Raw genomic sequence first — 12,922 nt, 5'->3', positions numbered from 1 at the left:
ATGGGCCGCACACTGGCCGAGAAGGTCTGGGAGCAGCACGTCGTGCGCCGCGCCGACGGCGAGCCCGACCTGCTCTACATCGACCTGCACCTCATCCACGAGGTGACCAGCCCGCAGGCGTTCGACGGTCTCCGTCTCGCCGGCCGGACCGTGCGAAGGCCCGATCTCACCATCGCCACCGAGGACCACAACGTGCCGACCGTCCTCGGCCCGATCTCCGACCCGGTGTCCAAGACGCAGGTCGAGACCCTGCGCAAGAACGCCGCCGAGTTCGGCCTGCGGCTCCACCCGATGGGCGACGCCGGCCAGGGCGTGGTCCACATCATCGGCCCGCAGTTCGGCCTGACGCAGCCCGGCATGACGATCGTGTGCGGCGACTCCCACACCTCCACCCACGGCGCGTTCGGCGGCATCGCGTTCGGCATCGGCACCTCCGAGGTCGAGCACGTGCTGGCCACCCAGACGCTGCCCGCCTACCGGCCTAAGACGATGGCCATCGAGGTCTCCGGCGAGCTGCCCGTCGGCGTCACCGCCAAGGACCTGATCCTGGCCATCATCGCCAAGATCGGCACCGGCGGCGGCCAGGGCTACATCGTCGAGTACCGCGGCGAGGCCGTGCGCAAGCTCTCCATGGAGGGCCGCATGACGGTGTGCAACATGTCCATCGAGGCGGGCGCCAGGGCCGGCCTGATCGCGCCCGACGAGACCACGTTCGCCTACCTCAAGGGCCGCCCGCACGCGCCGTCGGGCGAGGCGTGGGACCAGGCCGTCGCCTACTGGAAGACGCTCAGGAGCGACGACGACGCCGTCTTCGACAAGGTCGTCGAGATCGACGCCTCGACGCTGACGCCGTACGTCACCTGGGGCACGAACCCCGGCCAGGGCCTGCCGCTGAGCGACAGCGTCCCCGCCCCGGAGAGTTTCGCCGACCCGGTCGCCCGCTCGGCCGCCGAGCGCGCCCTCGAATACATGGGCCTGACCGCCGGCACCCCGCTGCGCGACATCGAGGTCGACACCGTCTTCGTCGGCTCGTGCACCAACGGCCGCATCGAGGACCTGCGCTCGGCCGCCGAGATCCTGCGCGGCCGCCAGGTCAGGACGCGCACGCTCATCGTCCCCGGCTCGATGCTGGTCAAGCGCCAGGCCGAGGAGGAGGGCCTGCACGAGGTGTTCAAGGCCGCCGGCGCCGAGTGGCGCGAGGCCGGCTGCTCCATGTGCCTCGGCATGAACCCCGACACCCTCCAGCCGGGCGAGCGCAGCGCCTCCACCTCCAACCGCAACTTCGAGGGCCGCCAGGGCAAGGGTGGCCGCACCCATCTGGTGTCGCCGCAGGTCGCCGCCGCGACCGCCGTCACCGGCCGCCTGACCGCCCCCGCCGACCTCTAGGAGACCCACCGATGGAAGCCTTCACCACCCACACCGGTACGGCGGTGCCGCTGCGCCGCAGCAACGTCGACACCGACCAGATCATCCCGGCCGTCTGGCTCAAGCAGGTCAGCCGCACCGGGTTCGAGAAGGGCCTGTTCGCCGCCTGGCGCGAGGACCCGTCCTTCGTCCTCAACGACCCCGCCTACTCGGGCGCGTCCGTCCTGGTCTCCGGCCCCGACTTCGGCACCGGCTCCTCGCGTGAGCACGCCGTGTGGGCGCTCCAGCAGTACGGGTTCCGCGTCGTGATCGCCGCCCGGTTCGGCGACATCTTCCGCAACAACTCCACCAAGATGGGGCTGCTGCCGGTCGTGCTGCCGGGCGACAAGGTCGAGGCGCTGCAGGACGCCGTGGAGGCCGACCCGGGCCTCCAGGTGACCGTCGACCTGGCCGAGCGCCAGGTCCGCTGGGCCGGCGAGACCGTCGCCTTCGAGATCGACGACTACACCCGCTGGCGGCTCATGGAGGGCCTGGACGACATCGGGCTGACCCTGCGTCACGCCGACGACATCGCCACGTACGAGAATGGTCGGCAGCCATGGCTGCCGACCACCGTCTAGACGACGACGAGCTGGCGCGGCGGTTGCGCGAAGCGCACCGCCGCGTCCGCATGCTGCCCCTGACCGACCGCGCCGACCGCGAGCGGCTGGCGCGCCACTACCTGTCCATCTGCGACCAGGCCAAGCTCGATCCCGGCCGCGCGGCCGCCCGCCTGGACAACTTCCTGGCCGTTCTCGACGAGGCCGCCGACACGCCACGCGAGGACGAAAACACGCCGGGTGATTGAGTTCCCCCCCGATCCCGCCTACTTTCGAGCGCGTAAGGGGTTTCTACGTCAGACTCGTGAGCTGGAACCCCGAGCCGTAACTGGGGGAGCAGAAACTTTCATGAACAAGCGGGAACTCGTCGACGCCATCGCGGATCGCGTCGGCGACAGGAAGACGGCGACAGAGGCCGTCAACGCGGTCATCGACGCCGTCCAGAAGGCAGTGGCCAACGGCGACAAGGTCTCGATCACGGGCTTCGGCGCCTTCGAGATGGTGCACAAGCCGGCCAGGACGGCCAGGAACCCTTCGACCGGCGCCGAGATCAAGGTGGCGGAGAGCTGGGCGCCCAAGTTCCGCCCCGGTTCGGACTTCAAGGATCTGGTGAACGAGGGCGGCAAGAAGGCCGCGAAGAAGAAGTAGGCACCGCAGCGGCGAAAGGCCCGGGCTCCCTTTACGGGGGTCCGGGCCTTTTCACGGCAGCGGGAAGGTCGACAGCGTGATGTAGCCGATCTCGCCGCCGGACACCGTGAAGTTGACCCGCTGGCCGGTGCGCAACAGCAGCAGCGGCCCGGCGTCGAAGGCATGGGCGGGGAAGGTCAGCACGGTCCCGTCGTCGAGGAAGACCGAGCCGGACCGGGTGGCCTCGTCGAAGCTGCGCACCGTCCCCTGCATGCGTTCCAGCCTAGACCTGATCACCGCCGCCGTCACCGCCGTCGGGCCACAGCTCCGCTACCACCGCCGCCGTGTGGGCGCCCAGGCCGAGCGTGATGGCGGCGCGCAGGTCGTCCGGTGTGTCGACGTCGCGCCGCAGCGAGTCGATGCCCTCCGGGGTCAGCTCCTTGGCCCCGCCCGCCAGGTGCTTGGCCCGTGACTCGCCGCCGAACCGGGGCCGGAAGGGCCTGCCGGGCCGTACGCCGTAGAAGGTGGTGCCGACGTCGAGCGCGTCGGGCACGAACGCCTGGTCGAACTCGGCGGCGGCCCCCAGTGCGATCGCCAGCTCCGCCGGGCGCAGCGCCGGCAGGTCGGCCTGGAGCGCTCCGACGGGGTCGCCGGGCGCCAGCCGCACCGCGTGCGCCGCGCCGGTGCGCAGCGCCGTGTTGAGCCCCCGGTCCGGGTCGTGCACCACGTCGGCGCCGAGCCCGGCCAGCGGCCCCGCGGCGGCCGGGTCGGCCGTCACCACGATTACCCTGGCGACCGCCGGGCAGGCGAGGGCGGCAGTGACGGTGTCGCAGGCGACCGCGACGGCGAGCCGCGTGCGGTGCGGGCCCGTGGCGGCGGCCAGCCGGGTCTTCGCCGCTACCAGGGTCTTCACCGGAATGACCAGCGACCAGCGGATGCTCATAGGCTTAAGCATCGCGCCTCGACATCCCTGGCGGCCAACCGGGAGACTTGGGCGCATACCAGAGGTGTTGGAGGAGACCATGAGCCGCGTCACGCGACCGTCGCGTTTCTGGGAAACCCTGGCCGTCGTGATCGTGAAACCGCTCTCGTGGCTCCTGGTCAAGAAAGACTGGCGCCGCGGCGACCGCCTCCCGCGCACGGGAGGCGTGATCATCGTGGCCAATCACCTGTCGTGGGCCGACCCGGTGCTGCTGTCGCACTTCCTCTACAACAACGGCCGCTGGCCGATCATCCTGGCGAAGGCGGCGCTGTTCAAGGTGCCGCTGCTGGGTCACGCGGTGCGCTCGCTGCGCGCCATCCCCGTCTACCGGGGCAGCGCGGACGCCGCCAGGTCGCTGCGGGAGTCGGAGCAGCGGCTCAAGGACGGCGGCGCGATCCTGTTCTACCCCGAGGGCACCTGCACCCGCGATCCCCGCCTGTGGCCGATGGTGGGCAAGACCGGCGCCGCCAGGCTGGCCCTGGAGAGCGGCGTCCAGGTGATCCCCATCGCCCACTGGGGCGCCCACGAGCTGCTGCCCTACGGCCAGAAGCGGCCCAGGATCTTCCCCCGCAAGACGTTCCGCGTGCTGGTCGGCCCCCCGGTCGACCTGTCGCGCTACGCCGGCCGGCCGCCGCACGCCGACGTGCTGCGCGAGGCCACGGCCGACATCATGGCCGCGCTCACCGCCCAGCTCGCCGAGCTGCGCGGCGAGAAGGCTCCCGAGACTCCCTACGATCCCGCCGGACGGTGACGAGATGACCAAGGCCGCCGTGTTCGGCACCGGCTCCTGGGGGACCACGTTCGCGATGATCCTCGCCGAGGCCGGCAACAAGACCGTCCTGTACGGGCGCCGCCCCGAAGTGGTCGAGGCGATCGACCGCACCCACATGAACGCCGACTACCTGCCCGGCGTCGCGCTGCCAACCTCGCTGCGCGCCACCACCGACGTCGCCGAGGCGCTCGACGGGGCCGACTTCGTGGTGCTGGCCGTGCCCTCGCAGACGCTGCGGGCCAACCTGACCGCCTGGCGCGAGCACATCCCGCGTGACGCGGTGCTGGTCAGCCTCATGAAGGGCATCGAGCTCGGCACCACCAAGCGGATGAGCGAGGTGATCCGCGAGGTCGCCGGGGTGCCGCCGGAGCGGGTGGCGGTCGTCTCCGGGCCCAACCTGGCCAAGGAGATCGCCCAGCGCCAGCCCGCCGCCGCCGTGGTCGCCTGCGCCGACGAGGGCGTCGCCGACCGGCTGCAGAAGGCGTGCCACCTGCCGCCGTGGTTCCGCCCCTACACCAACACCGACGTGGTGGGCGTGGAGCTCGGCGGCGCCGTCAAGAACGTGATCGCGCTGGCCGTCGGCGTGGCCGCCGGCATGGGCATGGGCGACAACGTGGGCGCGCTGCTGATGACCCGGGGCCTGGCCGAGATCTCCCGCCTGGGCGCCGCGCTCGGCGCCGACCCGCACACGTTCGCCGGGCTGGCCGGCATGGGCGACCTGGTCGCCACCTGCACCTCGCCGCTGTCACGCAACCGCACCTTCGGCGAGAACCTGGGGCGCGGCATGACGCTGGAGGAGGTCGTCGCCGCCACCCGGCAGACCGCCGAGGGCGTCAAGTCCTGCGAGTCGGTGCTGGAGCTGGCCAGGAAACACGACGTGGAAATGCCGATCACCGAAGTCGTCGTCGGCGTCGTCCACGACGGCATGTCGCCTGCGGAGGCGGGGATGCTGCTCATGTCGCGCTCACCCAAACCCGAGCGTTACGGCGTCTGATGTCCCGAAACACGCGTGCTTGACTCGCTGTGGGCGGAGCGCGCCGGTAGATTCGGACCTCATGAGCAAGCCACGCGTCGCCGTCGTTTTCGGAGGTCGCAATTCCGAGCATGCCGTGTCCCTGATGGGGGCGGGCAGCGTGCTGGAGGCGATCGACAGGAGCAAGTACGAGGTGATCCCCATCGGGATCGCCCAGGACGGCAGGTGGGTGCTGGCCTCGGCCGATCAGCGCTTCCAGATCGAGGAAGGCGAGCTGCCCGCCGTCGAGACCACCGGCGCGGCGCTCGCGCTGCCTTCGGGCGGCAGCTCCCTCGTGGCCTACGACCCGGGCAGCATCCCGGTCGAGCTGGGCTCGGTCGACGTGGTGTTCCCGGTCATGCACGGGCCGTTCGCCGAGGACGGCACCATCCAGGGGCTGCTGGAGATGGCCGGGGTCCGCTACGTCGGCTCCGGCGTGCTGGCCAGCGCGGTCGGCATGGACAAGGGCTACATGAAGACGGTCCTGGCCGCCGCCGGGCTGCCGATCGGCCGCTACGTGGTGGTCCGCGACCGTGACTGGCGGCTCGACCGCGACCGGGTGGTGAAGGAGGCCGAGGAGCAGCTCGGCTGGCCGGTGTTCGTCAAGCCGGCCAGGGCCGGGTCCTCGCAGGGCATCTCCAAGGCCCACGACCGGGCCGAGCTGGAGCGGGCCGTGGAGTTCGCCAGGCAGCACGACCCCAAGGTCCTCATCGAGGAGGCCATGACCGGGCGCGAGGTCGAGTGCGCGGTGCTGGAGTCGCTCGGCGACGACCCGCCCGCAGCGTCGGCGCCCGGCGAGGTCAGGGTCGAGGGCGGCCAGGAGTTCTTCGACTTCGAGGCCAAGTACTACCCCGACCAGATGTCGCTCACCGTGCCCGCCGACATCCCGGCCGAGGCGGCCGAGGAGCTGCGCGCGATGGCGGTGCGCGCGTTCGAGGCGCTGGAGTGCGAGGGGCTGGCGCGGGTCGACTTCTTCTACACGCCCGACGGGCGGCTGGTGCTCAACGAGATCAACACCATGCCGGGCTTCACCGCGCTGTCGGTGGCGCCGCAGCTCTGGGCCGCCTCCGGGCTGCCCTACCCGGCGCTGGTCGACCGGCTCGTGCAGCTCGCGCTCAACCGGTCACCGGGGCTGCGCTGACACCTGGCCGATCGGGCCCGACAGCTCGGCGAGCACCTCGGGGGCCACGTGCGAGCCGCCGACCGTGACCTCCACGTAGAGCGGGGCGGCGACGGCGGTGAACAGGGTGGGCCGTTCGGGATCGGCGAACCAGCCCACCCCGTTGATCTCCTGGAGCTGGTCGGTGGGCGCCATCCTGGCCGGCCTGGGCACGCCGCAGCGCAACGCGACCGTGCCCGGCCCCCACACCGCGACGTACGGGGAGGCGGGCGTGGACTCCGTGCGCCCGTCGGCCCCGATCTTGGCGGGCAGCAGGCCGGCCAGCCGGTCGCAGGCCGCCACCGCCTCACCCTCGGGCTTGGGCGGTTCGACCTGGACGGCGCCACCGCATCCGGCCAGTGCGAGCAGGACAAGCAGGACGGAGGCCGTACGCATGGAAAGATCTACCTCAGATATGGACGATCGGACACGTAAGGGTACGCGTGATGCCCTCCACGGCCTGAATCTGGGCCACGACGAGCTTGCCCAGCTCGTCGACGTTGCGAGCCTCGGCGCGCACGATCACGTCGTAGGGGCCCGTCACGTCTTCCGCCTGAGTCACCCCGGTGATGCCGGAGATCTCGTGGGCCACCGCCGCCGCCTTGCCGACCTCGGTCTGAATAAGGATGTAGGCCTGCACCATTACGTCCTCCCAGGCGATTGGATCACGCCGAAGGGCCACCGTACCCTGTGAGCGTCAGGAGGTGCGTCATCACAGTCGGTGAACTCGGCGAGTTCGGAGTTGTGGCCCGCATCGCCGCGCGCCTGCCTCAGGGCGCCGCGGTGCTGCTGGGGCCGGGCGACGACGCCGCGATGGTCAGCGCGCCGGACGGGCGCGTCGTGGTATCTACAGATCTCCTGATCGAGGGTAGGCACTTCCGCCGCCATTGGTCCAGCGGCTACGACGTCGGCCGCAAGGCCGCGGCCCAGAACCTGGCCGACGTGGCCGCCATGGGCGCGGTGCCCACCTCCATCGTGGTCGGGCTCGGGATGCCCGCCGACCTGCCCCTCACCTGGCTCGACGGCCTCACCGACGGCTTCCGCGAGGAGTGCGCCCTGGTAGGGGCCAGTGTGGCCGGGGGCGACGTCACCCGCTGCGACCTGGTCGTCATCGGGGTGACGGCGCTGGGCGACCTCCAGGGTCGCGCGCCGGTGACCCGTGCCGCCGCCCGGCCTGGGCACGTGGTGGCCGTGGCGGGCCGCCTGGGCTATTCGGCGGCCGGGCTGGCCCTGCTGGAGGCGGGCCGCGCCACCGGCGGCGAGCAGGCCGAACGGGAGCCGCGCTGGGGTGACGTGGTGGCCGGCCACCGGCGGCCCAGCCCGCCCTACGCGTGCGGGCCGGAGGCGGCTCGGCTGGGCGCGAGCGCCATGCTGGACGTGAGCGACGGGCTGCTGCAGGACCTGGGCCACGTGGCCGCGGCCAGCGGGGTGCGCGTCGAGCTGGACCCGGGGGCGCTCCCGGTGGCGGAGCCGGTGGCCGCGGCGGCCAAGGAGCTGGGCGCCGATCCGCTCGACTGGGTGCTCACCGGCGGCGAGGACCACGCCCTGGCCGCCACGTTCCCTCCTGACGTGCGGCTTCCCGCCTCCTGGCAGGTCGTGGGGCGCGTGGTCGAGGGGGAGGGCGTCGGGGTCACGGGGCGTGAGACCGGGCCCGGCGGATGGGATCACTTTAGGTGACCAACTAGCCCGATTTGCGTAGTATTTTCCGGATTTCCGGCGTGACTGCGGGGAATGTTGGGACAAAGGCGTAGTAAAGGTGTTATGAAGATTGGCGGCCAACTGTAACCGGCAGAGAGGGCTGTCATGGGCCGCCACGGCACCGGTGGATCCGAAGATGGGGACGAACGGGGGGAAACCAGCGCCTTCTGGGGTTCGCACGACGAGCAGCCCGAGTCCTTCTGGGGCTCGGAGGGCAAGCCGTCCGAGCCAGGCTGGCCGTCACTGCCCGACCAGGTCGAGGTGACGGGCCAGTGGTCGCCCATGCCCCAGCGGGACGACGCCCCGTCCTCAGCCGTGCCGCAGTCCGACCCGTTCGAGGTCACCGGCGCCTTCGCCGCGTCGCCCCGGCCGGAGCCCGGACGGCCGGTCCCGCCGGCTGACCAGCCCTTCGAGGTCACGGGCGCCTTCACCCGCCCGGCCTCCTGGGACGACGTCCCCGAGGCCGCCGCCCAGCCGCCGTCCCGGCCCAGCGTCTTCGACCCGGCCCCGCACGACAGCACGGCCGTCTTCGGCCCGCCGTCGGACCCCTTCGGCCAGGCCAAGCAGCCGAACCCGTTCGAGCCGGACCCCCCGCTGAACCCGCAGGTCCCGGTCCCCAATCCGTTCGACCAGGGGCCGCAGACGGGGTCGTTCGAGCCCGTGGGCGGCGATCACCCGAACCCGTACGCCCGCCCCGGCGGGTTCGCCGGCGGGGAGGCGTTCGACGAGGGCCCGGCGGAGCGGACCGGCGCGTTCAACCCCTTCCCGGACGACCGCACGGCGAGGTTCGACCCGCCCGTCACCGCAGGCCCGCCCGAGCCGGGCGACGTCAAGGTGGCAGGCGAGCCGACGATGGCCGCGCCCACCCCCGCGTGGGCCGAGGCCGAGAGCGGCTTCCTCGGCTCCGGCTGGTCGTCGGACGGCGAGCAGCCCGCCGAGCCGGAGCCCAGCTCGCGCCGTGGCCGCCGCAAGCCGCCCAAGGACCCGTACGACGCCCCGTCCGGCGGCAGGGGCAAGCTGGCGCTGCTCTCCGTGGCGGCCGTCGCCATCGTGCTCGGCGGCACCGTGGCGGGCGTCAAGATGATGAGCTCCGGCGGCGCGGCCGACTGCCCCGGCGGCGCCTGCGCCGCCGTCCAGGCGAGCAACCAGCCCGGCCCGGCCGTGTCCGAGCCTCCGGCCGAGGACCCCGAGCCCGTGGCGGACCCCGCCGAGGAACCGGTGGAGGACGAGCCGGCGGAGAAGGAGAGCGAGGCGGCCGACCCGCCGGCCCCGAAGGCCACCGACGCCCCGGTCCAGCCGCGCCGCACCCCGTCGCCGACCCCCAAGCCGACCAAGACCAAGTCCAAGCAGGCCCAGGAGCCTGTGGAGGAGCCGGTCGACGAGATCATCGAGGAGATCCCGACCGAGACGCCCAGCGAGGAGACGTCCCCGCTGGGTGACGCCGACGGCCGGCCCAGGCAGGACAGCACCACCCAGCCGGCCCCGACGGCCACCACCCAGCTCGCGGCCGGCGGCTCCTCCGTGCGGGTCGACTTCGACGTGGTCAAGCAGGGCCTCACCGGCTACACCGCCGCCGTGAACGTCCGCAACTCCTCCGCCGGCCCGCTGACCGCCCTCACGCTGTCGCTGCCCGTACGGGGCCGCGTCACGGACGTCGACGGCGCCACCTGGACGCAGGACGGGAACCTGCTGATCGTGGACCTGCCGGCGACGATCGCGTCCGGCGACTCCAGTGAGATCACCGTCAAGGCCCTCGGCAAGGCGGGCCAGCCGCGTAGCTGCGGCATGGTCGGCGGGGAGTGTTCCGTCAGCTAAGTGGTTGGATGGGGGATATGACGGTTTCGACTCCCCCACGCGTGCTGACCGTCGCCGGATCCGACTCCGGCGGCGGTGCGGGCATTCAGGCCGATCTGAAGACCATGCTGGCCCAGGGCGTGCACGGCATGAGCGTGATCGCCGCGGTCACCGCGCAGAACTCCATCGGCGTCCAGGGCTACTGGGAGCTGCCGCCCGAGGCGGTGCGGGCGCAGCTCGACTCGGTGCTCGGCGACATCGGCGCCCAGGCCGTCAAGACCGGCATGCTGGCCTCGCCCGCCCTGGTCGAGCTGGTCGCGGAGAAGCTGGCCGGCTACCCCGCGCCGCTCGTCGTCGACCCGGTCGGCGTGTCCAAGCACGGCGACTCCCTGCTCGCGCCCGAGGCCGTCGAGACGCTCAGGACGCGCCTGATGCCCGTCGCCACCGTCGTCACCCCCAACCTGTGGGAGGTGGAACAGCTCACCAGCGTCAAGGTCGAGGACGAGGACGACCTGCGCCGGGCCGCCGACGCCATCCTGGAGCTCGGGCCCACCTGGGTGCTGGTCAAGGGCGGCCACCTGCCCGGCAGGCCCGTCGACCTCCTCACCGACGGCGCCGCCGAGCACCGCTTCACCGCCGAACGCCACGACAACCGCCACACCCACGGCACCGGCTGCACGCTCGCCTCCGCCATCGCCTCCCACCTGGCCCTGGGCGAGGACGTGCCGGGCGCCGTCGCCAAGGCCAAGGCGTACGTGACGGGCGCCATCGCCCACGGCTTCCCCCTGGGCGCGGGCATCGGCCCGGTCGACCACGCCTGGCAGCAGCGCACCCAGCGGTGACCCGAGCCCGTACGGCGGGCCTGCGGCGTCCTGCGGCCTTCGCCGTACGGCGGGCCTTGCCGCTCGGCGGGCACGACGAAGGCCCGCCGCTCGGGTGAGCGGCGGGCCTTCGACAGAGCGTGGGTTAGCGGGTGACCTTGCCCGCCTTGATGCACGAGGTGCACACGTTCATCTTCTTCGGCGTGCCGCCGACGACCGCGCGAACCGTCTGGATGTTGGGGTTCCAACGACGGCGGGTGCGGCGGTGAGAGTGGGACACGTTGTTGCCGAAGGTCGGCCCCTTGCGGCAGACATCGCAGACGGAAGCCACGGTATCGCTCCTTAAAACAGTCGATGTAGCCCGGTCCGCTGATGTTCGTCGGGCGGAGGGCATGCCGGGACAACCGGCCAGCCAGACGAGAATATCCGATCCGCACCACCACGGCGAACTCGATCACCACTGGACGACGCCGGACACGGCGATATTCTCCTCGATTAACGGTAGCGCACGCGGGGAGGCCGGAGCGCGCACATGGAGGATCTCGACCCGCCCGCGGTGCGACGCTGGGCCCGGCTGGCCGCCGACGCGCTCGGCAGGGCCAGGGGCGAGCTCGACGCGCTCAACGTGTTCCCGGTGGCCGACGGCGACACCGGCACGAACCTGCACCTGACGATGCTGTCGGCGGCCGAGGCGGTCGAGTCGCTGCCCGACGACGTGGGCGCCGAGGTCGTGTGGCAGACGCTCTCCTACGGGGCGCTGGTCGGGGCGCGCGGCAATTCCGGGGTCATCGTCAGCCAGGCGCTGCGCGGGCTGGCCGAGGTGCTGAAGGACGGCTCCGACCTGCGTGCCGGGCTGGCCAGGGCAGCCGCGCTCGCCAGGCAGAGCGTCGCCAGGCCCGTCGACGGCACGGTGCTGAGCGTGCTGGCCGCCGCCGCGCAGGCCGTACAGGACCTGCGGAGCGGGCCCGGCGAGGTCGCGCGCCGCGCCGCCGAGGCCGCCCGCGCGGCGCTGCGCCGTACCCCCGACCAGCTCGACGTGCTGGCCCGCAGCGGCGTCGTCGACGCGGGCGGCGCCGGGCTGGCGATCGTGCTGGAGACGCTCGCCGCGGTGATCACCGGCGTCCACCGGGAGCGCTACGAGGTGCCCGGACCGACCGCCCGGGTGTCGCCGATGACCGAGGTGGGCGCGGGCTACGAGGTCATGTACCTGCTCGACGCCGACGACGAGGCCGTCGCCCGGCTGCGTACGGAGCTCGACGCCATGGGCGAGTCGCTCGTCGTGGTCGGCGGCGAGGGGCTGTGGAACGTCCACGTGCATGTCGGCGAGGCGGGCCCGGCCGTCGAGGCCGGGCTGCGGGCCGGCCGCCCCCACCGCATCAGGATCACCTACCTGGCCGAGCGCACCCACCGCGCCGGACCCGGCCGGGGCGTGGTGGCCGTCGCCGCGGGCGACGGGATCGCGGCGCTGTTCGAGGAGTGCGGCGCGGTCGTCGTCCGGCGCGAGCCCGGCGGCAGGCCGGCCCTGCCCGCCATGCTCGCCGCCATCCGGCAGGCCGGGGACGAGGTCGTCGTGCTCCCGAACGACGAGGCCGCCGGAGCCGTCGCCTCCGCCGCCGCCGAGATCGCCCGCGAGGACGGCGTCGCGGTGAGCGTGCTGCCGACCAGGGCGACCGTGCAGGGCCTGGCCGCGCTCGCCGTGCACGACCCGCTGCGGCGCTTCGACGACGACGTGGTCGCCATGACCGACGCCGCCGGCCACACCCGCCACGGCCACCTCGCGCTGGCCGACCAGGAGGCCGTCACCAGCGCCGGCCTGTGCCGCCCCGGCGACGTGCTCGGGCTGATCGACGGCGACGTGGCCATGATCGGCGACACGCTCGACGGCGTCGCCACGCTCGTCGTGGACCGGATGGTGGCGGGCGGCGGCGAGCTGGTGACCCTCGTCACGGGCGCCCGCGCCCCGGCCCTGCTCGCCGATCACGTGGCCGGGCATCTCTCGCGCGTACGGCCCGACGTCGACCTCGTCGTCTACCAGGGGGAGCAGGACGGCTACCCGCTGCTCATCGGCGTCGAGTGATTCCTGTCGGCCGCAA

General features: G+C 72.7%; 16 protein-coding genes. 11 read left to right on the top strand and 5 right to left on the bottom strand.

Annotated elements, in window-relative coordinates; translation table 11 throughout:
- The 4 genes from leuC (at position 1) to ACBI99_RS02745 (ending at position 2,612) form a co-directional block, all read left to right on the top strand.
- Positions 1–1,386, top strand: coding sequence for a 3-isopropylmalate dehydratase large subunit (leuC, locus tag ACBI99_RS02760; protein ID WP_219517254.1), 1,386 nt, complete (start codon positions 1–3; stop codon positions 1,384–1,386).
- Positions 1,387–1,397: 11 nt separating this feature from the next.
- Entirely contained in the window at positions 1,398–1,985 is a 588-nt protein-coding gene (leuD, locus tag ACBI99_RS02755) for a 3-isopropylmalate dehydratase small subunit (protein ID WP_219517253.1), read from the top strand.
- Positions 1,964–2,212 carry a hypothetical protein gene (locus tag ACBI99_RS02750; protein ID WP_375071605.1) on the top strand — a complete coding sequence of 83 codons (249 nt, stop codon included), beginning with the start codon at positions 1,964–1,966 and terminating at the stop codon, positions 2,210–2,212. The genes leuD and ACBI99_RS02750 overlap by 22 nt, the downstream gene beginning before the upstream one ends.
- Before the next feature lie 100 nt (positions 2,213–2,312).
- A complete protein-coding gene (locus ACBI99_RS02745; protein ID WP_219507033.1) occupies positions 2,313–2,612 on the top strand; it encodes an HU family DNA-binding protein in 300 nt (99 codons plus the stop codon).
- Positions 2,613–2,663: 51 nt separating this feature from the next.
- Here the strand turns inward: ACBI99_RS02745 and ACBI99_RS02740 are convergent, their stop codons facing one another.
- Positions 2,664–2,864: a hypothetical protein gene (locus ACBI99_RS02740; protein ID WP_219507032.1), complete on the bottom strand. Its 201-nt coding sequence runs from the start codon at positions 2,862–2,864 to the stop codon at positions 2,664–2,666.
- Between the two features lie 10 nt (positions 2,865–2,874).
- Positions 2,875–3,534, bottom strand: a complete 660-nt coding sequence (gene cofC / locus ACBI99_RS02735; protein ID WP_375071604.1) for a 2-phospho-L-lactate guanylyltransferase — start codon at positions 3,532–3,534, stop codon at positions 2,875–2,877.
- 79 nt (positions 3,535–3,613) lie between these two features.
- On the opposite strand from cofC, the gene ACBI99_RS02730 reads away from it, so the two are divergent.
- From ACBI99_RS02730 to ACBI99_RS02720, 3 genes are all read left to right on the top strand, one after another.
- Positions 3,614–4,324: a 1-acyl-sn-glycerol-3-phosphate acyltransferase gene (locus ACBI99_RS02730; protein WP_219507028.1), complete on the top strand. Its 711-nt coding sequence runs from the start codon at positions 3,614–3,616 to the stop codon at positions 4,322–4,324.
- Positions 4,325–4,328: 4 nt separating this feature from the next.
- The gene (locus ACBI99_RS02725; RefSeq protein WP_219507026.1) at positions 4,329–5,339 is read left to right on the top strand and encodes an NAD(P)H-dependent glycerol-3-phosphate dehydrogenase; all 1,011 of its coding nucleotides are present in this window, start codon (positions 4,329–4,331) and stop codon (positions 5,337–5,339) included.
- 61 nt (positions 5,340–5,400) lie between these two features.
- Positions 5,401–6,498: a D-alanine--D-alanine ligase family protein gene (locus ACBI99_RS02720; protein ID WP_219507024.1), complete on the top strand. Its 1,098-nt coding sequence runs from the start codon at positions 5,401–5,403 to the stop codon at positions 6,496–6,498.
- Here ACBI99_RS02720 and ACBI99_RS02715 read toward each other — a convergent pair.
- Positions 6,481–6,912, bottom strand: a complete 432-nt coding sequence (locus ACBI99_RS02715) for a DUF3515 family protein (RefSeq protein WP_375071603.1) — start codon at positions 6,910–6,912, stop codon at positions 6,481–6,483. The genes ACBI99_RS02720 and ACBI99_RS02715 overlap by 18 nt on opposite strands.
- Positions 6,913–6,925: 13 nt before the next feature.
- Complete coding sequence (locus tag ACBI99_RS02710; protein ID WP_219507021.1) at positions 6,926–7,159, bottom strand: Lrp/AsnC family transcriptional regulator; 234 nt, start codon at positions 7,157–7,159, stop codon at positions 6,926–6,928.
- Between the two features lie 47 nt (positions 7,160–7,206).
- Between ACBI99_RS02710 and ACBI99_RS02705 the strand changes: the two genes are divergently transcribed.
- From ACBI99_RS02705 to thiD, 3 genes are all read left to right on the top strand, one after another.
- Entirely contained in the window at positions 7,207–8,193 is a 987-nt protein-coding gene (locus ACBI99_RS02705; protein WP_308125829.1) for a thiamine-phosphate kinase, read from the top strand.
- A 126-nt stretch (positions 8,194–8,319) separates the two neighbouring features.
- Entirely contained in the window at positions 8,320–10,029 is a 1,710-nt protein-coding gene (locus tag ACBI99_RS02700; RefSeq protein ID WP_357586926.1) for a hypothetical protein, read from the top strand.
- Positions 10,030–10,037: 8 nt separating this feature from the next.
- Positions 10,038–10,850, top strand: a complete 813-nt coding sequence (thiD, locus tag ACBI99_RS02695) for a bifunctional hydroxymethylpyrimidine kinase/phosphomethylpyrimidine kinase (RefSeq protein WP_219507019.1) — start codon at positions 10,038–10,040, stop codon at positions 10,848–10,850.
- Between the two features lie 124 nt (positions 10,851–10,974).
- On the opposite strand, the gene rpmB is transcribed toward thiD, so the two are convergent.
- On the bottom strand, positions 10,975–11,160 hold the full coding sequence (gene rpmB / locus ACBI99_RS02690; protein ID WP_183656410.1) for a 50S ribosomal protein L28: 186 nt from the start codon (positions 11,158–11,160) through the stop codon (positions 10,975–10,977).
- 201 nt (positions 11,161–11,361) lie between these two features.
- Here rpmB and ACBI99_RS02685 point away from each other — a divergent pair, with 201 nt between their 5' ends.
- Positions 11,362–12,906 carry a DAK2 domain-containing protein gene (locus ACBI99_RS02685; protein WP_375071602.1) on the top strand — a complete coding sequence of 515 codons (1,545 nt, stop codon included), beginning with the start codon at positions 11,362–11,364 and terminating at the stop codon, positions 12,904–12,906.
- Positions 12,907–12,922 lie beyond the last annotated feature (16 nt).

This window comes from Nonomuraea sp. ATR24 (genome assembly GCF_041950485.1).
Taxonomy (GTDB): Bacteria; Actinomycetota; Actinomycetes; order Streptosporangiales; family Streptosporangiaceae; genus Nonomuraea; species Nonomuraea ceibae.
The sequence above is the reverse complement of the archived record's forward strand: the minus strand, read 5'-3'. Positions and strand labels throughout refer to the sequence as shown.